We start from the raw sequence: 23,530 nt of genomic DNA on the forward strand, positions 1-23,530 counted from the left end.
ATGTCTCTTCCTTCTGCTCACTGGTCGCGATCCCGGGCACATAGGTCTAGTCCAATTACCAGCCTACGCGCAGAACACCCCGGCGCGAGGCGAGTCGCTCGCACCGGGGTGAGGGAAACATGCGGAGAATCCGCGGGAAACCCCGTCAGGACAGCGGCTTGAATCCCCGCAGCCTCAAGCTGTTCCCGACCACGAAGACGGACGAGAACGCCATGGCCGCGCCCGCGATCATCGGGTTGAGCAGACCGGCGGCGGCCAGCGGCAGCGCGCCGACGTTGTAGGCGAAGGCCCAGAACAGGTTCGACCTGATGGTGCCGAGGGTGCGGCGCGAGAGCCTGATCGCGTCGGCCGCCGCCCGCAGGTCGCCCCGTACGAGCGTCAGGTCACCGGCCTCGATCGCGGCGTCCGTGCCCGTGCCCATCGCGAGCCCCAGGTCGGCCTGGGCCAGGGCCGCCGCGTCGTTGACGCCGTCGCCGACCATGGCCACGCTGCGCCCCTCGGCCTGCAGCCGCTTCACCACGTCGACCTTGTCCTGCGGCATGACCTCGGCGATCACGTCGTCCGGGGCGATGCCGACCTCCGCGGCGACCGACGCGGCGACCGCCTCGTTGTCGCCGGTCAGCAGGATCGGGGTGAGACCGAGCGCACGCAGCCGCTCGATGGCCTCGGCGCTGGTGTCCTTGACCGCGTCGGCGACCTCAAGGACCGCCCGCGCCTCGCCGTCCCAGGCGACCGCGATGGCGGTACGTCCCGCCGCCTCGGCCTCCGCCTTGGCGCGCGCCAGCCCGCCGGGCAGCCGGATCTCCCACTCCGCGAGCAGCTGGGCCCTGCCGACCAGGACCGCGTGCCCCTCGACGATGCCCTGCACGCCGAGCCCCGCGACGTTGGCGAAGTCCTCGGGCACGGGCAGCTCGCCCACCTCGGCGGCGGCACCGGCGGCGACGGCGCGGGCGATGGGGTGCTCCGAGGAGTGCTCCAGCGCACCGGCCAGGCGCAGGACGTCGGCGGCCGGGGTGCCGGGGGCGGTGTGGGTGGCGAGGAGGGTCATCCGGCCGGTCGTGACGGTGCCGGTCTTGTCCAGGACGATGGTGTCGACCTTGCGGGTGGACTCCAGGACCTCGGGGCCCTTGATGAGGATGCCGAGCTGGGCGCCGCGGCCGGTGCCGACCATGAGGGCGGTCGGCGTGGCGAGGCCCAGGGCGCACGGGCAGGCGATGATCAGTACGGCGACCGCCGCGGTGAAGGCGGCGGTGAGACCGGCCCCGTTGCCGAGCCAGAAGCCGAGGGTGGCGAGCGCCAGGCCGATGACGACCGGCACGAACACCGCGGAGATCCGGTCGGCCAGGCGCTGGGCCGCGGCCTTGCCGTTCTGCGCGTCCTCGACGAGCTTGGCCATGCGGGCGAGCTGGGTGTCGGCGCCGACGCGGGTGGCCTCGACGACGAGCCGTCCGCCGACGTTGAGGGTGGCTCCGGTGACCGCGTCGCCCGCGCCGACCTCGACGGGCACGGACTCGCCGGTGAGCATGGAGGCGTCCACGGCCGACGAACCCTCGACGACCTTGCCGTCCGTGGCGATCTTCTCGCCGGGCCGCACGAGGAAGCGGTCACCGACCTTCAACTCACCCACAGGGACGGTCTCTTCACGCCCACCGTCTCGCAGCACGGTGACGTCCTTGGCCCCGAGCTGGAGCAGCGCCTTCAGCGCGGCCCCGGCCTTCCGCTTCGACCGGGCCTCGAAGTAGCGCCCGGCGAGGATGAAAGCGGTGACACCGGCCGCGGCCTCCAGATAGATGTTCCCGGCGCCGTCGCTCCTGGCGATGGTCAGCTCGAAGGGGTGCGTCATCCCTGGCGTGCCCGCGGTGCCGAAGAAGAGCGCCCACAGGGACCAGAGGAACGCCGCCGACGTGCCGACGGATATCAGCGTGTCCATGGTGGCCGCGCCGTGCCGGGCGTTGGTGACCGCCGCCTTGTGGAAGGGCCAGGCCGCGTACGTGACGACGGGCGCGGCCAGCGTGAGCGACAGCCACTGCCAGTACTCGAACTGCAGCGCGGGGGCCATCGCCATCGCGATGACCGGCACGGAGAGCAGGACGGCGGCGGTGAGCCGCTGCCGCAGCGGCCGCAGCTCCTCGGCGGCGGCCCGCTCCTCGTCGCTGCCGTCGCCGCCGCCCCCATCGCTCCCGGTGCGCACGGGGGCGGGCTCCTGTGCGGTGTAGCCGGTGGCCTCGACGGTGGCGATCAGGTCCCGCACGGAGACGTCGTCGCCGCGGTAGGTGACCTTGGCCTTCTCGGTGGCGTAGTTGACGGTCGCCTCGACGCCGTCCATGCGGTTGAGCTTCTTCTCGATCCGGGCGGCGCAGGAGGCGCAGGTCATGCCACCGATGGCGAGTTCGACCTCTGCGGCGGACGCGGCGGACGCCGCCGCGTCGGCGGCACCGGGTGTGGTGGTGGCCATGTCTGGGTCTCCTGTACGGATGGGACTCCGATACCCGGCCCGGGTATCGCTGACGAGATCCATGTATACCCCTGGGGGGTACTCGACGCAAGGGCGGACGACCGCTTGACTTCATACCCTAGGGGGGTATCTTCGAGGCATCACTTCGACCTGCATGGGGAGCCGTCATGAACACCGGCCTGAAGATCACCGCATTCGTCGCCGCCGTCGCCGCGACCTTCGGCACCGCGTACGGCGTGGGCACGGGCATCGCCCCCGTCACGGACAAGGAGAAGACGCCGACGGCGCGGCACGGAGACCACGACGGCCAGCGGAAGGGCAAAGAGAGCAGGAAGGAAGAGCAGCCCCCCGAGCAGCCCCCCGGCGGCCTGCAGATCTCCGACGGCGGCTACACGCTGAACCTGGCGAGCACCCGCATCGAGGCGGACAAGAAGCAGCAGCTCCGCTTCACCGTCGTCGAGGACGCGACGGGCCGGAACGTCACCTCGTACGCCAAGGAGCACGACAAGGAACTGCACCTCATCGTCGCCTCACGCGACCTGACGACCTACCGCCACCTGCACCCGACGCGCGCGGCGAACGGCACCTGGTCGACCCAGGTCCGGCTGCCCGAGGCGGGCGGCTACCGCGTCTTCGCCGACTTCCGCCCCCAGAGCGCGAAGGAGGGCCTGACGCTGGGCGCGGACCTCGGCGTGGCGGGGGCGTACGAGCCGAAGGAGCTTCCCGCGCAGAGCACCACCGCGAAGGTCGACGGCTACGACGTCACGCTGAAGGGCGAGCTGAAGACGGGCGCGGGCGGCGACCTCACCCTGAGCGTGGCGAAGAACGGCAGGCCCGTGACCGACCTGCAGCCCTACCTGGGTGCGTACGGCCACCTGGTGGCCCTGCGGTCGGGAGACCTGGCCTACCTCCACGTCCACCCGAACGGCACGCCCGGCGACGGCAGGACGAAGGCGGGCCCCGGCATCTCGTTCGGCACGGCGGCGCCGAGCAAGGGCCCGTACCGCCTGTTCCTGGACTTCAAGCACGAGGGCAAGGTCCGCACGGCGGCGTTCACGGTGCACGCGGGCGGGGCGGGGGCCGCGGAGAAGGGCGGCGGGCACGCGGCGTCCCAGGAGGACGAGGGCGGCGGCCACCAGCACTGATGACCGCCGCCCCCGCCAGAAGGAGATCCCCCGACTACGCGCCGGGCGCCACGGCCGCCAGCTCCTCGACACTGCCCGACATGACGGCTCGGATGTGCTCGGTCAGATGCTCGACGGGCCAGTCCCACCAGGCGAGTTCGAGCAGCCGGGCGATGTCGTCGTCGCCGAAGCGGCGCCGGATCAGCTTGGCCGGATTGCCGCCGACGATCCCGTAGTCGGGCACGTCGTCGACGACCACGGCACCCGAGGCGATGACCGCGCCGTGCCCGATCCGGACGCCCGGCATGACGGTCGACCGGTAGCCGAACCAGACGTCGTTGCCGACGACCGTGTCGCCCCGCCCCGGCAACCCGCTGATCAGGTCGAAGTGCTCGCTCCACGACCCGCCCATGATCGGGAACGGAAAGGTCGAGGGCCCGTCCATCCGGTGGTTGGCGCCGTTCATGATGAACCGCACGCCCTCCCCCAGCGCACAGAACTTCCCGATGACCAGCCGCTCCGGACCGTAGTGGTAGAGCACGTTGCGGGTCTCGAAGGCGGTCGGGTCATCGGGATCGTCGTAGTACGAGAAGTCCCCGACCTCGATGAGCGGCGAGGTCACCAGCGGCTTGAGCAGCACCACGCGGGGCTGCTCCGGCATCGGGTGCACCACGGTCGGGTCGGCGGGGACGGCAGGTCCGGTGGGCATCGCGCGGGGACTCCTCAACAGAATCGGCAGACTCGTCGGACGGACCGCCCCATGATCCTCGCCATCGGACGGACCGTCCCATGATCCTCGTCAGCCGAACAGCGGCAACTCCTTTTCCGTGGCGCCCGCAAGCTCGTACCGCGTACCGGCCAGCGGCCGTCCCGTGCACAGCCGGATCAGCGTCGGGGCGTCCCCGATGTAGCGGGCGGGCGGCCGCTTGCCGTCGGCCACGCCCAGGATCAGCGGCTCGTCCCTGCCGTCGATGTCCGCGTGCAGCGGCAGGGGCGCGGCGGCATGCGCCGACCTGCTGAACTGCGCCAGCAGGGCCAGCGCGTCCACGAGCCCGTCGCCCCCGTACGCGCCCGGCTTCCCCCAGGCCTCGCGTACGTCTCCGGCGTGCACCCACTCGCCGAGCGCGACCCCGTCGAGGTGCCCCTTGGCCGCGGCTATGACGGGCCCGGCCTCCGTCATGGCGTGCTCCAGCTCGTCCACGACACGGGAGTGGGACCAGTCCGCGCGCTCGGCGATGTCGCGTTCATTGCACTCGGGCGAGTACACGCCCTCCTCGAAGCGTCCCTCCACCACCCGCATCAGCGCCGAGCTGCAGTGCGCGAGCACATGGCGCACGGTCCAGCCTGGACAGCAGCTGCGGATCTCGTACGCGTCGTCGGGAGCGGCCCGCAACAGCGGTACGAGGGCGTCGCCTTCGGCGCGGAGGAGGCGTCCGGCGCGCTCGGGTTCGTAAGTCTTCTCATCGATGGCGGTCATGGCGGCAGCCAACCGTGTCCGGCGGCGCATGGCAACGGCCACCCGTGCCCCAGGGGCCCGCGGGCTAGGGTCGACGCATGGCCGATGACAAGGACCTCCACGCCCGCTGGGCCGCGACCCTGCTCCGCGCGAGCGGAGGCACTCCGGGAACGCCCGGCGCCCCCGGCACGCCCGGCGCCCCCGGCACGCCCGGCCCCGACCCCGCGCCGTTCGCGGAGCGGCTCCTCGCCCGCTGGGCCGAGCCGCAGCGCCGCTACCACACCACCGATCACCTGGCGGCGGTCCTGGACCACATCGACGTACTGGAAGAGCACGCCGATGACCCCGAACTCGTCCGCCTGGCCGCCTGGTTCCACGACGCGGTGTACGCACCCGACCGCTCCGAGAACGAGGAGCGCTCGGCCCGCCTCGCCGAACGCGCGCTGCCCGAGGCGGGCCTGACGGAGGACCAGACGGCAGAGGTGGCCCGCCTGGTCCGCCTCACCGTCACGCACGACCCCGACGAGGGCGACACCAACGGCGAGGCGCTGTGCGACGCCGACCTGGCGATCCTCGCGGCGCCCTCGGACACGTACGCGGCGTACGCGGCGGCGATCCGCGAGGAGTACGCGTTCGTACCGGACGAGGCGTTCCGCCAGGGCAGGGCGGAGGTCCTGCGCCAGCTCATGGCGCTCCCCCGCCTGTTCCGCACCCCGTACGGGACGTCGAACTGGGAGACCCCGGCCCGCGAGAACCTGGCGACGGAACTAAAACTCCTGTCCCCCTGAACCGGCCTTACGTACGCTCACCCCCATGATTCACATGGGTGGGGACCAGATCGACGAGGCCGTGGCGTACGCGGCCGGGGTGCTGCGCGCCGGGGCCGACCGCGACTGGAGCGTCGAGGCGGACGGGCTCGACTGGAGCTGCCTGAAGACCGCCGAACACATCGCGGGGGTCCTCACCGCGTACGCGGGCCAGCTGACGGGCCGCGCCACCGACGGGTGGCTCCCGATCGATTCCGTGTTCGACGAGGGCACGGTCCCCGAGGGAGCGATCCACGCGATCGAGGCGTCCGGCGGCATCCTGTCCGCGGTGGTCCGCACGACGCCGCCCGGCATCCGCGCCTACCACTCGTACCCGTCGGGCGGCGCGAACGCGTCGGGCTTCGCGGCGATGGGCGTCACGGAGGCCCTGCTCCACTCGTACGACATCGCCCGCGCGCTCGGCGTCGACGCGGAGCCGCCCGCCGCGCTCTGCGAGGCCGTCCTGTCCCACCTCTTCCCGCACGTCCCGCCGACCCCCGTGGGCGGCACGCCCTGGACGACCCTGCTCTGGGCCACGGGCCGCGGCGACCTGCCGGGCCGCGCCCGCCCCACCCACTGGCGCTGGCACAACCCTCACGCCCTGCCCGCGGGCGCCCTCTCCCTGCGCGAGGTCACCCCCGCCGCAGCGGCGGACCTCGCCGAGGGCGGCACGGGCGGACTCACCTGGCTGGGCGGCGCCCCCTTCGGCGGGACGCGGGCGGCCGCGGGGTCGGTGTTCAAGGCGTACGTCGCCGGGGTGCACCGGCCCGGGTGGGGCCTGTACGCGCTGGTCCGCACCGCGGACGAGCTGGCCGTCGGCGGCATGGGCTTCCACGGCGCCCCGGACGACGACGGGTGCGTCGAGGTCGGCTACGACCTGGTGGAGCAGGCCCGCGGCCACGGCTACGCGGCACCGGCCCTCCGCGCCCTCTCCGCCTGGGCCCTCACCCACCCCGAGGTCCAGTCCCTGCTCGCCCTGACCACCCCCGAGAACACGGCGTCCCAGAAGGTGGCCACGGGCGCGGGCTACACCCGCCTCCCGGACCGCACGCCGCACTACGCGTACGGGCTGCACCGGAAGTAGGGACAGCTCCCCCGTCCCCAGGGAATGACAGCAGCCACCCCAACGTTCACTCCTGTTATGCCGAACTCCGTCCCCCCGCTCAAGCCCGGCGCGGCCACCCGCATGCCCATAGCCGTCTACATGCTCGGCCTCGCCGTCTTCGCGCTCGGCACCAGTGAGTTCATGCTCTCCGGGCTCCTCCCGCCCATCGCCGACGACATGAACGTCACCATCCCCCGCGCCGGGCTCCTCATCTCGGCCTTCGCCATCGGCATGGTCATCGGCGCCCCGCTCCTCGCCGTGGCGACCCTCCGCCTCCCCCGCCGCACCACCCTCATCGCCCTCATCACGGTCTTCGGCCTGGGCCAGGTCGCCGGTGCCCTCGCCCCGACCTACGAGATCCTCTTCGCGTCCCGCGTCGTCAGCGCCCTCGCCTGCGCGGGCTTCTGGGCGGTCGGCGCGGCGGTCGCCATCGCGATGGTCGACTTCAACCAGCGGGCCCGCGCCATGGCGGTCATGATCGGCGGCCTGTCCATCGCCAACGTGCTCGGCGTCCCCGCGGGCGCCTTCCTCGGCGAGAACCTGGGCTGGCGCTCGGCCTTCTGGGCCGTCGGCGCGGCCTCCGCCATCGCGCTCGTCGGCGTCCTCACCCTCATCCCCCGCATCCCGCTCCCCGCCGAGAAGCCCCAGCTGAAGAAGGAGCTGTCGATCTACGGGGACCGCCAGGTGTGGCTGTCGATCGCCGTCACCGCGCTCGCCGCGGGCGGCGTCTTCTGCGCGTTCTCGTACCTCTCCCCGCTCCTCACGGACGTGGCGGGCCTCTCCGAGAGCTGGGTCCCGACCATCCTCGGGCTCTTCGGCGCGGGCGCCCTGGTCGGCACGACGATCGGCGGCCGCGTGGCCGACGCCCACCTCTTCGGCGTCCTCCTGAGCGGCATCGCCGCGTCCACGGTCTTCCTGGTCGCCCTGGCCCTGTTCGCCGCGGCCCCCGCCGCCGCGATCACGCTCTCGTTCCTCCTCGGCGTCTCCGCGTTCTACACGGCCCCGGCGCTCAACGCCCGCATGTTCAACGTCGCGGGCGCCGCCCCCACCCTCGCGGGCGCGACCACGACGGCCGCGTTCAACCTGGGCAACACGGGCGGCCCGTGGCTGGGCGGCACGGTGATCGACCTGAAGCTCGGCTACGAGGCGACGGCGTGGGCGGGCGCGGCGATGACGGCGACGGCGATCGTCGCGGTGACGCTCTCCCTCCGCCTGCACCGCAAGACAGCCCCGAGCCGCGTGATCACCACGTCCTCCGCCCCTTCCCCCAACCCTGCCGAGGACAGCACCAAAAGCCCCTCCTGGAGCTGAAGTTGACCGACGGGACGGACGGGGCCGACGAAACCGACAGGACGGACGGGACCAACAGGACGGACGGGGCCGACGGAACCGACGGACCCCTACGCAGGCCGCCCCTTAGGCCTCCGCAACCCCGCCCCCGTAAGCCTCCGCACCAGCTCCTTGGACCCGATCTCCACCGCCCCCGCCCGCACCGCGTCCCCGTACCGCTCCGCGGGCACGTCGTAGTGATCGCGTTCGAAGGCGCGCGGCGGGCAGCCGACGGCGGCCGCGAAGGCGTGCAGCTCCTCGAAGGAGACGTCGCTGACCAGGTGGGACCACATGCGGCCGTGGCCCGGCCAGGTGGGCGGGTCTATGTAGACGGTCACGTCAGGCCGCCCACCGGCGCGACGACCACGCCCGCCTTGCCGCAGACCCAGTGCGGGTCGGGGCCGAGCTCCGGTTCCACGTCCAGGGCGTGGGGGTCGCCCGCGCCGCACACGGGGCACAGCGGCCACCGCCCGTACCGCTCCAGGAGCGCGTCCTGGACATCCTGGGCGACGAGACCGGCGACGTAGTCCACGCCTTCCGGCCACTGCTCGACCCACCAGCGGCGGTGCGCCACCGACTCCTCGACGAGCGAGACGACCTCGGACTGGGCGACCTCGCGGGCCACCAGGTCGGCGAGTACAAGGGCGCGAGCGGCGTGCAGCGCCTGCTCCAAGGGGTCGATCGTGTCCATGCAGCCATTGTCGCCCCGTACGCAACCCAGCAAAAAGGAGAGGCCAAGGTCCCGGGTGAGCTCGGGACCTCCGGGGTCTTGACCCGGCCACCGGTCTGAAAATATCTTTCAAATGTGACCCATGATGTGAAGGAAATTTTCGCGGACGCCGCGCCCCCCGCCCCCGCCGCCCTCGCGGCCAAGGTGCGGACCCTCGCGCCGTCGATGACCCGCTCCATGCAGCGGGTCGCCGAGGCCGTCGCGGGCGACCCCGCGGGATGCGCCGCCCTCACGGTCACCGGCCTCGCCGAGCTCACCGGCACCAGCGAGGCGACCGTCGTGCGCACCGCCCGCCTCCTCGGCTACCCCGGCTACCGCGACCTGCGCCTCGCGCTCGCCGGACTCGCCGCCCAGCAGCAGTCGGGCCGCGCCCCCGCCGTCACCGCGGACATCGCCGTCGACGACCCGATCGCGGACGTCGTGGCGAAGCTGGCGTACGACGAGCAGCAGACCCTCGCCGACACCGCGGCCGGGCTGGACACCGTGCAGCTCGGCGCCGCCGTGGCCGCGCTCGCCACCGCCCGCCGCGTGGAGATCTACGGCGTCGCGGCCTCAGGCCTCGTCGCCCAGGACCTCGCCCAGAAGCTCCTCCGCATCGGGCACATCGCGCACGCCCACTCCGACCCGCACCTCGCCGTCACCAACGCCGTGACGCTGCGCGCCAAGGACGTGGCCATCGCGATCACCCACTCCGGTTCGACCGGCGACGTGATCGAACCCCTCCGCGTCGCCTTCGAGCACGGCGCCACCACGATCGCGATCACCGGACGGCCCGGCGCGGCCGTCTCGCAGTACGCCGATCACATACTGACCACCTCCACGGCCCGCGAGAGCGAGCTGAGGCCCGCCGCGATGTCGTCCCGTACGAGCCAGCTCCTCGTCGTGGACTGCCTGTTCGTGGGCGTGGCGCAGCGGACGTACGAGACGGCGGCCCCCGCGCTCGCCGCCTCCTACGAAGCGCTCGCCCACCGCCACCACCCGCGCAGCGGCAACAGCCGCTGACCTCCCCCGACCACCCCCCGCACACGAAAGAGCCGCAGACGCCATGACCTCGACCACCGACGCGACCGGCACGAGCGAGCCGCGCGACAACTACGGAGAGCTCCGCGCCCAGCTCGCCACCCTCACCACCGAGGCGTTCCGCCCCGAGCTCTCCGAGATCGACCGGCTGCCCACCGAGGAGATCGCGCGGATCATGAACGGCGAGGACGCCACCGTCCCCGCCGCCGTCGCCGAGCAGCTGCCCGCCATCGCCGCCGCCATCGACGGCACCGCCGAGCGGATGGCCCGCGGCGGCCGCCTGATCTATGCGGGCGCGGGCACCGCGGGACGGCTCGGGGTGCTCGACGCCTCCGAGTGCCCGCCCACCTTCAACACCGACCCGAGCGAGGTCCTCGGGCTCATCGCGGGCGGGCCGAGCGCGATGGTGAAGGCGGTCGAGGGCGCGGAGGACAGCAAGGAGCTCGCCTCCGGGGACCTGGAAGGGCTGAACCTCACCGAGGACGACGTGGTCGTCGGGATCTCCGCCTCCGGCCGCACCCCGTACGCGATCGGCGCGGTCGAGCACGCCCGCGCCCGCTACGGCGCGCTGACCATCGGACTCTCCTGCAACGCGGACAGCGCCCTCGCGGCCGCCGCCGAGCACGGCATCGAGGTCGTCGTCGGCCCCGAACTCCTCACCGGCTCGACGCGGCTCAAGGCGGGCACGGCCCAGAAGCTCGTCCTCAACATGCTGTCGACGATCACGATGATCCGCCTCGGCAAGACGTACGGAAACCTGATGGTGGACGTGCGCGCGTCCAACGAGAAGCTGCGGGCCCGCTCCCGCCGGATCGTCGCCCTCGCCACCGGCGCCTCCGACGCGGAGATCGAGGCCGCCCTCGCCGCCACCGACGGGGAGGTGAAGAACGCCATCCTCACCATCCTCGGCCAGGTCGACGGCCCCACCGCCGCCGAACTCCTCGCCACGTCCGACGGCCACCTCCGCGCGGCCCTCGACAACGCCCGTACCAGCTAGGCCACCCACCCCCCAGGCACAGCGCCACCCGCGCCACCCGCACAGCAAGGCACCGCACCATGGCACCTGACAAGAACCGCGCCACCGCCGCCGCGATCCTCCCCCTCGTCGGCGGCGCCCAGAACGTCACGTCCGTAGCCCACTGCATGACCCGGCTCCGCCTGGGCCTGGCCGACCGTTCGCTCGTCGACGACGACGCGCTGAAGGCCGTGCCCGCCGTGCTGGGCGTGGTCGAGGACGACACGTACCAGATCGTGCTCGGACCGGGCACGGTCGCCCGGGTCACGCCGGAGTTCGAGGCCATGGTGGCGGAAGGGCGGTCGGACGCACCGACGGCCGCCCCCGAACACACCCTCACGGCCGAGGAGTTGGCGGCTCAGGGCGCCGCGCTCAAGGAAGCCCGCAAGGCCAAGAACGCCACGCCCTTCAAGCTCTTCCTGCGCCGCATCGCGAACATCTTCGTGCCGCTGATCCCCGCCCTGATCGGCTGCGGCATCATCGCGGGCATCAACGGCCTCCTGATCAACCTGGAGTGGCTGCCGTCGATCACCCCCGCCCTCGCCGCCATCGCCTCCGGCTTCATGGCGCTGATCGCGGTGTTCGTCGGCTTCAACACGGCGAAGGAGTTCGGCGGTACGCCGATCCTGGGCGGCGCGGTCGCGGCGATCATCGTGTACGCGGGCGTCGCGAACATCGAGGCGTTCGGCCAGAAGCTCTCCCCGGGCCAGGGCGGCGTACTGGGCGCCCTCGGAGCCGCGGTCCTGGCCACCTACGTCGAGAAGTGGTGCCGGAAGTGGGTCCCGGAGGCGGTGGACGTTCTCGTCACCCCCACCCTCACGGTCCTGATCTCGGGCCTGGTCACGATCTTCGGCCTGATGTTCCTGGCGGGCGAGGTGTCGACCGGCATCGGTACGGCGGCGAACTGGCTCCTGGACAACACGGGCGCGTTCGCGGGCCTGGTCCTCGGCGGCCTCTTCCTCCCCCTGGTCATGCTGGGCCTGCACCAGGCCCTGATCCCCATCCACACCACGCTCATCGAACAGCAGGGCTTCACCGTCCTGCTCCCCATCCTGGCGATGGCGGGCGCGGGCCAGGTGGGGTGCGCGATCGCGGTGTTCGAGCGCCTCAAGCACAACACCTCCATCCGTACGACGATCAAGTCGGCGCTCCCCGCGGGCTTCCTGGGAGTCGGCGAACCCCTGATCTACGGCGTCTCGCTCCCCCTCGGCCGCCCCTTCATCACGGCGTGCGTGGGCGGCGCGGCGGGCGGCGCGTTCATCGGCTTCTTCTCGATGATCGGCGACAAGGTCGGCTCGACGGCGATCGGCCCGTCGGGCTGGGCCCTCTTCCCCCTCCTCGACGGCAACAAGGGCCTCGGCCTGACGATCGCGATCTACGGCGGCGGCCTGCTCGTCGGCTACCTGGTCGGGTTCCTCGCGACGTACTTCTTCGGCTTCAGCAAGGAGATGCTGGTGGAGCTGAACGCGGACGTCGATGCCGGGGAGTCCCCCGCGGCCCGAGCGGAAGCGGAACCAGCCACTCCCGGCACCGACCCGGCGAAGGCTCCGGCGGCGGTCTGAGCCCGCACCCACATGGCCGCGGGAGATTCGTTTCCTCGCACTTCCTGCGGGTGGTTTGAGAGCCCGGTCGAGGGGGACGCACGACGGCCCGACGCCATCCTTCGAGAGCCCAAGACCCTGGTAGGAAGAAGGATCGGTTCCCATGCGTCTTCGTCACACTCTCGGCGCCGCCCTCGGCGCCCTCGTCCTCCTCACGGCTCTGCCCAACTCGGCCGCCGCGGCCGACGGCCACGCCTTCTACGCGTGGGGCGACCCCGCGAGCCCGCAGTTCACAAAGCTGGAGGACCCCGAATCAGCAGTGCCTTGAGGTCGCCGAGGTCGAATCCGGGAAGAGCACGGACGCCTGGAAGTTCAAGAACTGGACGTCATCGAAGGTGATGCTCTTCTCGGAGGAGGAGTGCACGGGCACCAGGACAGACGTAGGTGTGGGCGGGGAGGCCGATCCCAACGTCAAGTTCCGGTCCCTCTACTTCAAGCCCGTCGGGACCTGACAGACAAGGCGGCGGAGGTCCGCCTCCGAGGGGCGGCACCCTCACTGACCGGGGTGCCGCCCTTCGGCGCATTGCCCCCTCAATCGCTGCGCGTCTCCTTCACGGCGCGATGCGGCGGCCCGCTCCAGCCGCCTGTTGTACGCCTGAAGGGCATGCGCGACAGCGGCCGCCTTCGTCCGGTGCCCCCGAGACGCATGGCGATCGCCAGTGCCTCGTCGTCGATCTCAATAGACGTCAGCGACATCTCGGTCTGCGATCTCGGGTCGGCGAACTCCGTCACTCGATCCGGCGAAGCCAGGCCACAACGGCTATTATGTCGTCAACTACATAATACGGTTCCCGCATGGAAACCCTGTACACGATCGAGATGGAGCCGGAGGTCCGCGCCTGGCTCGAACTCCTCACCGATCGACAGCACCGCAAGGTCGAGGAGTACGCGGAGTTGCTCGCCGCCATGGGCACGTACATCCCCATGCCGTTCGCCCGCCCGCTGCGCGCCGGGGTGTACGAGCTCCGCCCGACCTCAGACGGACAGGACACGCGCATCACCTACTGGTTCGCACCGGCCCGTCGCATCGTGCTCCTCACGGTCTTCCACAAGACCCGGATGCAGGAGAAGGGTCAGATCGACCGCGCGGTGCGGGTCCGTAAGGTGTGCGAGAGCGAGCACGGCCCGGCCCATCTGACGTACGACCGAGCCAAGGACGGAGAAGCGAAATGAGCCACACCCGCTGGAAGCTGGCCCGCGAGAGGAAGCTCCGCAAGGGGTACGCCGAGACGCCCGAAGTCGAGGCCGAGCGCGCCGAGATCCGCCTCGCGATGGCTTTCGCCAAGGCCGTGTACGACCGCCGCACCGAACTCGGCCTGACCCAGACGCAACTCGCCGATCGCGCGGGCCTCACCCAGGCCAAGATCTCCCGCGTCGAGGGCGCGGACGCCGTCCCCACCCTGCCCCTCCTGCGCCGCCTGGCCTCGGCGATGAACGCCTCCCTGAACATCGCGCTCGACGCCGACCACGAAGAGGTCAGGTTCATCGGCAACCCAGCGGCCTGATCCGCCGCTCACGGCAACCTCCCTTCCCGATTCACCCGCCGCACCCTCTCCAGCAGCACGTCCCCCGTCGGCGCCTCCCCCACCGACCCCGGCGGACAGTCCCACTCCCTCCCGCCGCCCAGCGGCCTCAGCTGCACGAGTCCCCCCTCGCAGCCCATGACCTCCCCGACGCTCCCGTCCCGGTAGTCGATCGCGTACGTGCCCGTCTCCGGCACGCTCGGGTCCTCACTCACCGCGCCGCCTCCAGCGCGGCGGCCAGCCGCAGTGCCGTGTCGAGGTTGCAGCGCCCCAACTCCACGAGGGGCAGCGTGCCGTCGCCCGCCGCGGTCAGCGGGTCCACGCGCAGCGACGGCAGGGTGACTCCCACTCCCGCGAGGCCCCCTCGCAGCTGCCGTACGGCCTCCTCCGCCGCCCTCAACCGTTCCTCCGCCGTCAGCGCCATGTGCCCTGCCCTTCACACCGAGTGTTGCTGTTTCCTCACTAAGCGTGTCCGCCTCTGCGTACGCTGAAAAGCTCCGGTGACCCAACAACCCCCCATGTCCAGCGCCGATGGAGGAGTTGCCCATGACCCGCCCCAAGGACCTGGACCCGTCCTCGAACCCCCGGGCCCTCCTGGGCGCCGAACTCCGCCATGCCCGCGAGCGGGCGGGCCTCAGCCAGGAGGCGCTGGGCGGCCCGCTCTTCGTAAGCGGTTCGTTCATCGGGCAGTTGGAGTCGGGTACGCGGCGGATGCACATGGAGTACGCGGTGTACTTCGACGAGGCCCTCGGCACGGGGGGCTTCTTCGCCCGCAATTGCCAGGCCATCGCGAAGTCCAAGTACCCGGATCACTTCGCGGAGGCGGCGGAGGCGGAAGCGGTGGCGACGGCCATCAGGGAGTACGCGCCTCAGCTGATCCCGGGGTTGTTGCAGACGGAGGCGTACGCGCGAGCAATGTTCTGCGATGGCCGACCTACTGCAACAGATGACGAGATCGACCAGCTGGTCGTCGCCCGGCTGGAGCGGGCGCACCTGCTCGACGACCCAACAACCCCCCTGTTGTGGGCCGTCCTTGACGAGGCGGTTCTGCGCCGAGTGGTCGGCGGACCTGCCGTAATGGCGGAAGTCCTGCATCACACTGCGGCGCTGGGACGGAAGCGCCGGGTCATCGTGCAGGTACTGCCCTTCGCAGCTGGTGGGCACATCGCGATGGGCGGCTCGCTCAAGCTGATGTCCTGCGAGAACGCTCCCACGCTCGCCTATCTGGAAGGCTTCGGAACGGGGCGCCTTGAAGACGACCCTGCGGCCGTCGCTCGGTACGAGTTGGCTCACGATCTGCTCGGAGCCAGCGCCCTCTCGCCGCGAGATTCCCTGGCCCTGATTGAGTCAGTGGCAGAGGATTACTCACATGAAGAGCAACAGCCCTGATTACGACCTGAGCAACGCCACGTGGCACAAGTCCTCCTACAGCGACGCAAGCGGCGGCAACTGCCTGGAGGTCGCCTCCTGGCGGAAGTCGACGTACAGCGGAGGTCAGGGCGGCGACTGCTTCGAAGTGGCCGACGGTCACCCGGAGTTCGTCCCCGTCCGCGACTCCAAGAACCCGAACGGACCCCACCTCACCTTCCGCGCCGCGAGCTGGTCCGCGTTCGTGGCGCACATGAAGCCGGGGACTTCGGTGGGCCTGCGTCTTTGAAGGTCGCCGGGGCCGCCCGGTGTTTTGCGGAGTGTGGCGGCTCCGGGCCGGAAGTAAAGGGCGCTCCGCTGCGCTGCGCGTCGGCTGCGCCGATTCCGCTGCGCTCCACCCTTGACTCCCGCCCCTGCACCGCACGCAGACCTTGACCCGGACGGCCAGGGGTGGGGGCTGCGGGATCGCCGCTCGGGCCATCACCTTTCATCGCCGGGTGCGGACCGGCCCAACGTGAGTCACCCTCACCGCACGCGTGCGGCATCGCCGCTCGGGTCATCGGCTCGCGCTGCCGGGTGCGGACCGGCCCAACGTGCGTCGCTCTCACGGTTTGGGGTGAGTCAGCCGCTCTCGTTGCTGGGTGCGGTCCGGCCCATCGTGCCTCGCCGTCACCGTCGCGGTTGGGGTGCGGGTGCGGGTGCGGGTGCGGGTGCGGGTGCGGGTGCGGGTGCGGGTGCGGGTGCGGGTGTGGGTGTGGGTGCGGCATGGCGTGCGGGCGGCGACCGCCCCGCCCCAAGCGCCACCAGCCCTCGGCCCCGGGCCCCGGGCCCTTCGGCACCTACTTTGGAAAAGTTGCGAACCGACCCGCCGCGCGCCCCCTTCCCACACCCCGTGCGCCGTCCCGCCCACCACTCATCTCCCGTATCCGGCAGGGCAAGCCCGCATGCGCGGGGGTCGCATGGGGCTTGGATGGGGGGCGCACGGCGATCCCCTTCGCAACTTTCCGAAAGTAGGTGCCGGAGGGCGCGGCCCGACCCAACCACCCGCTCCCACACCCCCCACACCTCGCGCATCCGGCAGGGCACGCCCCGCATGCCCGGGGGCGCATCGGGCACGGGTGGGGGGCGCGCGGGGAATCCATTCACCACTTTTCCAAAACAGGTGCCGGAGGGCCCGGGGTCTGGCGGCCCATCGGCAGATCGACCATCGCTCCCGCCCACGATGGGCCGGCCCGCACCCGGCAACGAGAGCGGCTGACCCACCCCAAACCGTGACGCCCGCTCGCGTTGGGCCGGTCCGCACCCGGCCGCGCGAGCGGATGGCCCGAGCGGCGACGCCGCGCGGCTGGCCCAGCCGCGACCGTGGCGGCCGCCCACGATGGACCGGTCCGCACCCGGCGATGAAAGGTGATGACTCATCCCAGCCGGACCCGTAGCCCCCACCCCTGGCCGTCCGGGTCAAAGTCAACGTGCGGTGGAGGGACGGGAGTCAAGGGTGGAGCGCAGCGGAATCGGCGCAGCCGACGCGACGCAGGAGCGCCCTTTACTCCCGGCCCGGAACCGCCACACTCCGCAAAACACCGGGCGGCCCCGGTCACCATCAACGCCCCCGGCCCACCGAAGTCCCCGCCCGGCGCCCACCCCGACGCTCAAGTCACGAACCCCGAGCCCTCTTTCAGTGGAACGGGAGGCGGGCCTCAACCCACCCTCCCTCCCTGCGAGTTGGAGGACCCAACACTTTTCGCGTTCGACTTGCCACGCAGCGTGACAACGGCTTAGCGTGCCCGCATAACGAACAACCCCCGCCCGGTGCTGGAACACCTGCGGGGGTTTAACCATCACGATCGAAAGAACGAGTTCCGATCCATGGCTGACGCCAAGCTTAGTGCCGCCTTCCTGCCCACGCACGCGACCCCCCACGCGGGCTCCCACCCGATGGCCAACCCGGGTTACGGGAAACGCTCCACCCCGTCCCAACTCCCCCGGACGAACGACGACTTCCTCCACCTCCCGCCCCGCGAGGCGTCCATCGCCGCGTACCTCGACCGGCTTCCCGAAGGCACGGACATCTCCGTGAAGACGCTGGCCAAGCACCTCCCGTACGGACAGTGCGCCCTCCGCACGGCCCTCAACAGGATCCAGGACGCAGGGCACTTGAAACGCGGCAGGGAACACGTGAGCGGCAGCGGCAGCGCCCGCTGGATCACCCGAACGTGGTTCTCGCGCACCGCGCGCGACGACGCCTGGTGGGCGGCGTTCACGCGGGGCGACGTAGCGGAGGAAGCGGGATCGGAGGAAGCGGGGCCGGAGGGAGCGGGGCCGGACAGACACCGGCCCGCCACCCGCAGCCGCGCGTTCATCCTGCTCGCGGCCCTCGGCCGGACGGCCCCCGCGCTGTCCCTCTCGTCCGCGGACTGCGCCGCCCTGGCACCGCTGGCCACGGCGTGGTTCGCGCGAGGTGCCGCGGAGCCGGACATGCTCCGTGCGCTCACAGCCGGGCTGCCCAGCCCGGTCCACAGCCCCGCGGCCCTCGTCCGGAGCCGCCTCACGACGAAGCTCCCCCCGGAGCCGCCGCCCCGCCCCGTCCTCCGCGTGCTGGAGTGCATGACCTGCGGCGCCCCGGGCCGCCCAGAGGTCCTGCCGGGTGGCGTGTGCGGCCCGTGCCGGGGCGAGCCCGGCCACCGGCGGCACCCCTCAGCGCTGCCATCGGCCCGGGTCCATGCACACGCGGCCACCGCCCGCGCAGCGGCATCCCGCTCACAGGAGAGGACACAGCCATGACCATGCGGCTCACTCGCGCCAGAAGCGGGGCACGATGTAGGGGAGGAGGCGACGCCATGACCCCCAGCATCGAAGAGCACGCCCAGATGACCGTCGAAGAGTTCGAGCATCTGGAGAAGCATGCTCCCGACGCGGTGAAGCTCGAATTCATCCGAGGAAAGCTGAAGGTCAAGCCGATGCCGGACCAGCGTCACAGGGCCATCGTCATGTGGCTGCTGACCCAGTGCATGCAGCAACGCCCCGAGCTGCTGCTGTACCCCGAACAGGATCTCCAGGTGGAGGCGTACCGGAACGGCCGGGCCTACGCGGACGGCGCCCTCGCTCCGGTCGACCACTTCGTGGATCAGGAGGGCATGTGGGCCGACACCGAGGGCGTCCTGATGGTCGTCGAGGTCACCTCGAAGGACTCGGACACCCATCTCCGCGACCGAGTGGAGAAGCGCGACGGCTACGCGGCGGCGGGCATCCCCGTCTACCTGCTCGTCGACCGCGACAAGGGCGTACTCGTCGTATTCAGCGAACCCATGAACGGTGCGTATCAGCGCTGCCCCACCTACCCCTTCGGGGACACCGTCCGGCTGCCCGAGCCGGTGAACATCACCTTGGCCACCGAGAAGCTCAAGGACTACGCCGACTGACACGGCACGCACCGCCCCCGCGTCGTCTTCGCGACATACTTTCCCCGCCGGGCGGGCAGCCGACGCCCCTCGCCCCGCCCTCACGTGGCCGACGCACCACCCCTTCCTGCGCGCCCCCGCCCCGTACCGCCCGGTCACCCCTGGCCGACCGCCCCGACCCCTCGTGAGCCCCGCACGGGAACGGCCGAACGCGCGCTGTCCGAAAGGTCGCCGAGACCCTGCCCCTGATCACGGCGCGTACCGATGATGGCACCCCACGTCATCGAAGCGGCACGACCGGAGGGGACCCTCATGACCGACTCCAACGAGCCCACTCAGCCCGATCTGGAGCACCTGGACGAGCGCGAGGTGGCCGAAGCGATCGGGGCCGCCGCCCGCATCACCCTGGCCCCCGGCCCGAGGGAAGCACGGGAGGCCCCCGCCGAGGCACCGGCGCCCGACGACGAGTGGGCGCTGCCCGGCGGCACCGCCTGGGTGTACCTCGCCGACAAGGAGAAGGGCCTGACCCGCCCGGTGATCCTCGGCGACGGCTTCAACAGCGGGCCGAGCGAGCTGGACTTCTCCTGGGAGATCCTGGAGCGCGGCCCGTATCCGTTCCTGAGCGAGCTGCGCAACCGCGGCCGCGACGTCATCCTGCTCGGCTTCGACGAGCGCAGCGCGTCGATCCTGGAGAACGCGGAAGTCGCGAGGGCCGCGATCCTGGAGGCGATCGCGCGGCGCCGGGGCAACCACCCGCTGGCCGTCGGCGGGTTCAGCATGGGCGGCCTGGTCACGCGGTACGCACTGGCCAAAATGGAGCACGACGGAGGACCGGAGAACGACCACCAGACGGACCTGTACTTCTCCTACGACAGCCCGCACCGCGGCGCCTGGATCCCCATCGCGCTGCAGGCGTTCGCGCACTACATCCGCAAGCTCAACGCCGCGTTCTCGAACCAGATGAACAGCCCGGCCGCGCGGCAGCTGCTGTGGCAGCACATCGGCGAGTGGGGTGACACACCGGAGACCGACAAGGAACGCGGTACGTTCCTCGCCGAGCTGGAGCGGGTGGGCGGATGGCCGTCGCGGCCCAGGAAGATCGGCGTCGCGAACGGGGTGCGCATCGGGGAGAGCAACGGGATCCGCCCCGGCGAGCAGGCGTTCCACGGGAAGGGGCTGGCGATCACCGGCACCCGGCTGTACACGCAGTCCGCGGGTGAGGCCGAACTCGTGGCGCAGTTGCGGGTGGTGACCTTGCGGCGGCCGCACATCAACACGTCGGGGCTGCCTGAGATCGACGGCGCTCCGGGCGGCACCCTGGAAGGCTTCGGCATCCTCGCCGACGAGCTGAACAAGGTCCCGGCCCTGATCGGCCTCCGCTCCGAGGCGGACATCCGGGAGCACTGCTTCGTGCCGACGGTCAGCGCGATCGCCCTGCGCGACATCGACACGCACGAGAAGCTGTACGAGCCGGTGACGGCCGCGGCGGAGAAGGAGAGCGAACTCGACGAGTTCCTCTGCGCCTCCCGGAACGAGGGCCACACCCTCGTCACCGAAGAGCTCTGCACCTGGCTCATGGAGCGTCTGCCGTAGGGCGCCCTGGCCCCTACGAACGCTGAAGCGCCCGGTTCGGGAAACGCCCGAGGGCGGCACCCCTTCCTGGGAAGGAGTGCCGCCCTCGGTACGTCAGGACGTGATCAACCAGAGGTCGATCAGAAGTCCATGTCACCGCCCGGCATGCCGCCGCCGGCCGGGGCAGCGCCCGCCTTCTCCGGCTTGTCGGCGATGACGGCCTCGGTGGTGAGGAACAGCGCGGCGATGGAGGCGGCGTTCTGCAGGGCAGAGCGCGTCACCTTCGCCGGGTCGAGGATGCCCTCGGCGATCATGTCCACGTACTCACCGGTCGCGGCGTTGAGGCCGTGGCCGACGGTGAGGTTGCGGACCTTCTCCACGACGACGCCACCCTCGAGACCACCGTTGACGGCGATCTGCTTGAGCGGGGCCTCCAGCGCGAGCTTCACGGCGTTGGCGCCGGTCGCCTCGTCACCGTCGAGCTCGAGCTTCTCGAAGACAGCAGCGGCCTGCAGCAGGGCCACGCCACCACCGGCGACGATGCCCTCTTCGACGGCGGCCTTCGCGTTGCGAACGGCGTCCTCGATGCGGTGCTTGCGCTCCTTGAGCTCGACCTCGGTCGCGGCACCGGCCTTGATGACGGCCACGCCGCCCGCGAGCTTCGCCAGGCGCTCCTGGAGCTTCTCGCGGTCGTAGTCCGAGTCGCTGTTCTCGATCTCGGCGCGGATCTGGTTGACGCGACCCTGGACCTGGTCGCTCTCACCGGAGCCGTCGACGATCGTCGTCTCGTCCTTGGTGATGACGACCTTGCGGGCGCGGCCGAGCAGGTCGAGACCGGCGTTCTCCAGCTTGAGGCCGACCTCCTCGGAGATGACGGTGCCACCGGTGAGGATGGCGATGTCGCCGAGCATGGCCTTGCGGCGGTCACCGAAGCCGGGCGCCTTGACGGCGACGGACTTGAAGGTGCCACGGATCTTGTTGACGACCAGGGTCGACAGGGCCTCGCCCTCGACGTCCTCGGCGATGATCAGCAGCGGCTTGCCGGACTGCATGACCTTCTCGAGGAGCGGAAGGAGGTCCTTCACGTTCGAGATCTTCGAGTTGACGATCAGGATGTACGGGTCGTCGAGCGACGCCTCCATACGCTCCATGTCGGTGGCGAAGTACGCCGAGATGTAGCCCTTGTCGAAGCGCATGCCCTCGGTGAGCTCGAGCTCGAGACCGAAGGTCTGCGACTCCTCGACGGTGATGACGCCTTCCTTGCCGACCTTGTCCATCGCCTCGGCGATGAGCTCGCCGATCTGGGTGTCGGCGGCGGAGATGGAGGCCGTGGAAGCGATCTGCTCCTTGGTCTCGACATCCTTCGCCTGCTCGAGGAGGGCGCCGGAGACGGCCTCGACGGCCTTCTCGATGCCGCGCTTGAGGGCCATCGGGTTGGCACCGGCGGCCACGTTGCGCAGACCCTCGCGCACCAGGGCCTGGGCCAGGACGGTCGCGGTCGTCGTGCCGTCACCGGCGACGTCGTCCGTCTTCTTCGCGACCTCCTTGACCAGCTCGGCGCCGATCTTCTCGTACGGGTCCTCGAGCTCGATCTCCTTGGCGATGGAAACACCATCGTTGGTGATCGTGGGGGCGCCCCACTTCTTCTCGAGGACGACGTTGCGACCCTTGGGGCCCAGGGTCACCTTGACGGCGTCGGCGAGCTGGTTCATGCCGCGCTCGAGGCCGCGCCGTGCCTCCTCGTCGAACGCGATGATCTTGGCCATGTGAAGTGGTCCTCCCGGACGATGGGGGTCCCCCCTGCTCCCTCCAGGAGCTTGGGGGAGGAAACGCAACGGATCGTGGAGGTGCCCGCGACGGACGGCCTGCAGCCCTTGTGGTTCCTTGCCCCACTCGGCCTGCGGACCTCACCGGCCCGATCCAAGTTCTGTCACTCTCACTGGGAGAGTGCTAAGCCCAATGATTAGCACTCGACCCCTGCGAGTGCAAGCGCCTCTCGCAGATCACGGACAGGCCCCTGGCCTACCCCGGACGCCCCGGACGCACACGAGGGGCCCGTACCCCAGATGGGATACGAGCCCCTCGCGATGCTTGCTTCGGTGGTCGGTCGCGCCGAGCTAGACGGCGAGTTTGACCATGTCCGCCTGCGGACCCTTCTGGCCCTGCGAGATCTCGAACTCGACTCGCTGACCTTCTTCAAGGGTGCGGTAACCGTCCATCTGGATCGCGCTGTAGTGGACGAAAACATCCGCACCACCGTCGACCGCGATGAAGCCGTACCCCTTCTCCGCGTTGAACCACTTGACGGTGCCCTGAGCCATGCCTAACTCCCCTATTACTGGCCCTTGCACAGGACCGCACTTCGCGGACCCGGGTCAGACCTCACCCCCCACTGGTAGGGGTGTGCGCCGGAACGCGTCGACCGCCGCTGAATGTATCTGTCCAACTGCCGTCTGCAACAGGTCAATCGGACGAGAATTCTGGGCACGCGCGATCGGCGATATGCGGAGAGTTCGCCAGAAGTCAGGGCAATTCGGGCCAGGCAAATGCCGCATAAGGATCAAATGGGCAGCACTCTTTGGCTACTTCTTGTCGGCTCCAGGCCGACTTCGTATATGCACTCGGCACTGACGGCGAAGCACGCTTCCCAACTGTACCGCGCTCAACCATGCAGAATTGCCCCCTCCGTTTCTCTCGCGGAGGGGGCAATTCAGATAACGCAGGGTGCTTGCGTAAAGATTCAGCCGCCGGCGACGGCGGGAATGATCGAGACACCGGCACCGTCCGGAGTGGCCGTCTCCAGGCCCTGCTCAAAACGGACGTCGTCGTCGTTCACGTACACGTTGACGAAGCGGCGCAGCTTGCCCTGGTCGTCCAGGACGCGGGCGGCGATGCCGGTGTGGTTCTTCTCCAGATCGGCGATGACCTCCCCGAGGTTCGCCCCCTCGGCGGCGACCTCGGACTTGCCGTCGGTGTAGGTGCGGAGAATGGTGGGGATGCGGACGTTGACGCTCATGGTGTTCACCTC

26 protein-coding genes are annotated in these 23,530 nt (G+C 70.8%); 15 read left to right on the forward strand and 11 right to left on the reverse strand.

Annotated features, from left to right (window positions below; genetic code table 11):
• Nucleotides 1-145: 145 nt before the first annotated feature.
• Nucleotides 146-2,455, reverse strand: a complete 2,310-nt coding sequence (locus AC068B_RS18180) for a heavy metal translocating P-type ATPase (protein ID WP_478672542.1) — start codon at nucleotides 2,453-2,455, stop codon at nucleotides 146-148.
• Between the two features lie 167 nt (nucleotides 2,456-2,622).
• Here AC068B_RS18180 and AC068B_RS18185 point away from each other — a divergent pair, with 167 nt between their 5' ends.
• Nucleotides 2,623-3,600, forward strand: coding sequence for a hypothetical protein (locus AC068B_RS18185; protein WP_478672543.1), 978 nt, complete (start codon nucleotides 2,623-2,625; stop codon nucleotides 3,598-3,600).
• A gap of 34 nt (nucleotides 3,601-3,634) precedes the next feature.
• On the opposite strand, the gene AC068B_RS18190 is transcribed toward AC068B_RS18185, so the two are convergent.
• Nucleotides 3,635-4,288, reverse strand: a complete 654-nt coding sequence (locus tag AC068B_RS18190) for a CatB-related O-acetyltransferase (RefSeq protein WP_478672544.1) — start codon at nucleotides 4,286-4,288, stop codon at nucleotides 3,635-3,637.
• Between the two features lie 90 nt (nucleotides 4,289-4,378).
• Entirely contained in the window at nucleotides 4,379-5,056 is a 678-nt protein-coding gene (locus AC068B_RS18195; RefSeq protein WP_478672545.1) for a maleylpyruvate isomerase family mycothiol-dependent enzyme, read from the reverse strand.
• Nucleotides 5,057-5,133: 77 nt separating this feature from the next.
• Here AC068B_RS18195 and AC068B_RS18200 point away from each other — a divergent pair, with 77 nt between their 5' ends.
• The 3 genes from AC068B_RS18200 to AC068B_RS18210 all read left to right on the forward strand — a co-directional run bounded on the left by AC068B_RS18200 (nucleotide 5,134) and on the right by AC068B_RS18210 (nucleotide 8,257).
• Nucleotides 5,134-5,823 carry a hypothetical protein gene (locus AC068B_RS18200; protein WP_478672546.1) on the forward strand — a complete coding sequence of 230 codons (690 nt, stop codon included), beginning with the start codon at nucleotides 5,134-5,136 and terminating at the stop codon, nucleotides 5,821-5,823.
• 25 nt (nucleotides 5,824-5,848) lie between these two features.
• Nucleotides 5,849-6,925: a GNAT family N-acetyltransferase gene (locus AC068B_RS18205; RefSeq protein WP_478672548.1), complete on the forward strand. Its 1,077-nt coding sequence runs from the start codon at nucleotides 5,849-5,851 to the stop codon at nucleotides 6,923-6,925.
• Nucleotides 6,926-7,027: 102 nt separating this feature from the next.
• Nucleotides 7,028-8,257 (forward strand): Cmx/CmrA family chloramphenicol efflux MFS transporter, encoded by a 1,230-nt coding sequence (locus AC068B_RS18210; RefSeq protein WP_478672734.1) that lies wholly within the window; start codon nucleotides 7,028-7,030, stop codon nucleotides 8,255-8,257.
• 89 nt (nucleotides 8,258-8,346) lie between these two features.
• On the opposite strand, the gene AC068B_RS18215 is transcribed toward AC068B_RS18210, so the two are convergent.
• Complete coding sequence (locus AC068B_RS18215) at nucleotides 8,347-8,613, reverse strand: DUF4031 domain-containing protein (RefSeq protein ID WP_356268167.1); 267 nt, start codon at nucleotides 8,611-8,613, stop codon at nucleotides 8,347-8,349.
• A complete protein-coding gene (locus AC068B_RS18220; protein WP_468563950.1) occupies nucleotides 8,610-8,966 on the reverse strand; it encodes a hypothetical protein in 357 nt (118 codons plus the stop codon). The genes AC068B_RS18215 and AC068B_RS18220 overlap by 4 nt, the downstream gene beginning before the upstream one ends.
• A gap of 114 nt (nucleotides 8,967-9,080) precedes the next feature.
• Between AC068B_RS18220 and AC068B_RS18225 the strand changes: the two genes are divergently transcribed.
• From AC068B_RS18225 to AC068B_RS18240, 4 genes are all read left to right on the forward strand, one after another.
• On the forward strand, nucleotides 9,081-10,007 hold the full coding sequence (locus AC068B_RS18225) for a MurR/RpiR family transcriptional regulator (protein ID WP_478672549.1): 927 nt from the start codon (nucleotides 9,081-9,083) through the stop codon (nucleotides 10,005-10,007).
• Between the two features lie 43 nt (nucleotides 10,008-10,050).
• Nucleotides 10,051-11,022, forward strand: coding sequence for an N-acetylmuramic acid 6-phosphate etherase (murQ, locus tag AC068B_RS18230; RefSeq protein ID WP_478672551.1), 972 nt, complete (start codon nucleotides 10,051-10,053; stop codon nucleotides 11,020-11,022).
• A gap of 59 nt (nucleotides 11,023-11,081) precedes the next feature.
• Nucleotides 11,082-12,602 carry a PTS transporter subunit EIIC gene (locus AC068B_RS18235; RefSeq protein WP_478672552.1) on the forward strand — a complete coding sequence of 507 codons (1,521 nt, stop codon included), beginning with the start codon at nucleotides 11,082-11,084 and terminating at the stop codon, nucleotides 12,600-12,602.
• 142 nt (nucleotides 12,603-12,744) lie between these two features.
• Complete coding sequence (locus AC068B_RS18240; RefSeq protein ID WP_478672553.1) at nucleotides 12,745-12,909, forward strand: hypothetical protein; 165 nt, start codon at nucleotides 12,745-12,747, stop codon at nucleotides 12,907-12,909.
• 263 nt (nucleotides 12,910-13,172) lie between these two features.
• Here AC068B_RS18240 and AC068B_RS18245 read toward each other — a convergent pair whose 3' ends face one another.
• On the reverse strand, nucleotides 13,173-13,373 hold the full coding sequence (locus AC068B_RS18245; protein ID WP_478672555.1) for a hypothetical protein: 201 nt from the start codon (nucleotides 13,371-13,373) through the stop codon (nucleotides 13,173-13,175).
• A gap of 63 nt (nucleotides 13,374-13,436) precedes the next feature.
• Between AC068B_RS18245 and AC068B_RS18250 the strand changes: the two genes are divergently transcribed.
• Together AC068B_RS18250 and AC068B_RS18255 are read left to right on the forward strand one after the other, a co-directional pair.
• Nucleotides 13,437-13,814 carry a type II toxin-antitoxin system RelE/ParE family toxin gene (locus AC068B_RS18250; protein WP_478672556.1) on the forward strand — a complete coding sequence of 126 codons (378 nt, stop codon included), beginning with the start codon at nucleotides 13,437-13,439 and terminating at the stop codon, nucleotides 13,812-13,814.
• Nucleotides 13,811-14,146, forward strand: a complete 336-nt coding sequence (locus AC068B_RS18255; protein WP_478672557.1) for a helix-turn-helix domain-containing protein — start codon at nucleotides 13,811-13,813, stop codon at nucleotides 14,144-14,146. Before AC068B_RS18250 ends, AC068B_RS18255 begins: the two co-directional genes overlap by 4 nt.
• An 8-nt stretch (nucleotides 14,147-14,154) precedes the next feature.
• On the opposite strand, the gene AC068B_RS18260 is transcribed toward AC068B_RS18255, so the two are convergent.
• Nucleotides 14,155-14,379 (reverse strand): hypothetical protein, encoded by a 225-nt coding sequence (locus tag AC068B_RS18260; protein ID WP_478672558.1) that lies wholly within the window; start codon nucleotides 14,377-14,379, stop codon nucleotides 14,155-14,157.
• Nucleotides 14,376-14,588: a hypothetical protein gene (locus AC068B_RS18265; protein ID WP_478672560.1), complete on the reverse strand. Its 213-nt coding sequence runs from the start codon at nucleotides 14,586-14,588 to the stop codon at nucleotides 14,376-14,378. Before AC068B_RS18265 ends, AC068B_RS18260 begins: the two co-directional genes overlap by 4 nt.
• A gap of 122 nt (nucleotides 14,589-14,710) precedes the next feature.
• On the opposite strand from AC068B_RS18265, the gene AC068B_RS18270 reads away from it, so the two are divergent.
• The 5 genes from AC068B_RS18270 to AC068B_RS18290 all read left to right on the forward strand — a co-directional run bounded on the left by AC068B_RS18270 (nucleotide 14,711) and on the right by AC068B_RS18290 (nucleotide 20,523).
• Complete coding sequence (locus AC068B_RS18270) at nucleotides 14,711-15,553, forward strand: helix-turn-helix domain-containing protein (protein WP_478672561.1); 843 nt, start codon at nucleotides 14,711-14,713, stop codon at nucleotides 15,551-15,553.
• Complete coding sequence (locus AC068B_RS18275; RefSeq protein ID WP_478672562.1) at nucleotides 15,534-15,821, forward strand: DUF397 domain-containing protein; 288 nt, start codon at nucleotides 15,534-15,536, stop codon at nucleotides 15,819-15,821. The genes AC068B_RS18270 and AC068B_RS18275 overlap by 20 nt, the downstream gene beginning before the upstream one ends.
• 1,577 nt (nucleotides 15,822-17,398) lie before the next feature.
• Entirely contained in the window at nucleotides 17,399-18,313 is a 915-nt protein-coding gene (locus AC068B_RS18280) for a hypothetical protein (protein ID WP_478672563.1), read from the forward strand.
• A 56-nt stretch (nucleotides 18,314-18,369) separates the two neighbouring features.
• Nucleotides 18,370-18,951, forward strand: a complete 582-nt coding sequence (locus tag AC068B_RS18285; protein WP_478672565.1) for a Uma2 family endonuclease — start codon at nucleotides 18,370-18,372, stop codon at nucleotides 18,949-18,951.
• Nucleotides 18,952-19,242: 291 nt separating this feature from the next.
• The gene (locus tag AC068B_RS18290) at nucleotides 19,243-20,523 is read left to right on the forward strand and encodes an esterase/lipase family protein (RefSeq protein ID WP_478672566.1); all 1,281 of its coding nucleotides are present in this window, start codon (nucleotides 19,243-19,245) and stop codon (nucleotides 20,521-20,523) included.
• Nucleotides 20,524-20,642: 119 nt separating this feature from the next.
• Here the strand turns inward: AC068B_RS18290 and groL are convergent, their stop codons facing one another.
• The 3 genes from groL to AC068B_RS18305 all read right to left on the reverse strand — a co-directional run bounded on the left by groL (nucleotide 20,643) and on the right by AC068B_RS18305 (nucleotide 23,518).
• On the reverse strand, nucleotides 20,643-22,268 hold the full coding sequence (gene groL, locus AC068B_RS18295) for a chaperonin GroEL (RefSeq protein WP_356266648.1): 1,626 nt from the start codon (nucleotides 22,266-22,268) through the stop codon (nucleotides 20,643-20,645).
• 351 nt (nucleotides 22,269-22,619) lie between these two features.
• Nucleotides 22,620-22,823, reverse strand: a complete 204-nt coding sequence (locus AC068B_RS18300; RefSeq protein ID WP_005315736.1) for a cold-shock protein — start codon at nucleotides 22,821-22,823, stop codon at nucleotides 22,620-22,622.
• A 419-nt stretch (nucleotides 22,824-23,242) separates the two neighbouring features.
• Entirely contained in the window at nucleotides 23,243-23,518 is a 276-nt protein-coding gene (locus tag AC068B_RS18305) for a MoaD/ThiS family protein (RefSeq protein WP_306333740.1), read from the reverse strand.
• Nucleotides 23,519-23,530 lie beyond the last annotated feature (12 nt).

The organism is Streptomyces sp. NPDC042371 (assembly GCF_056437465.1).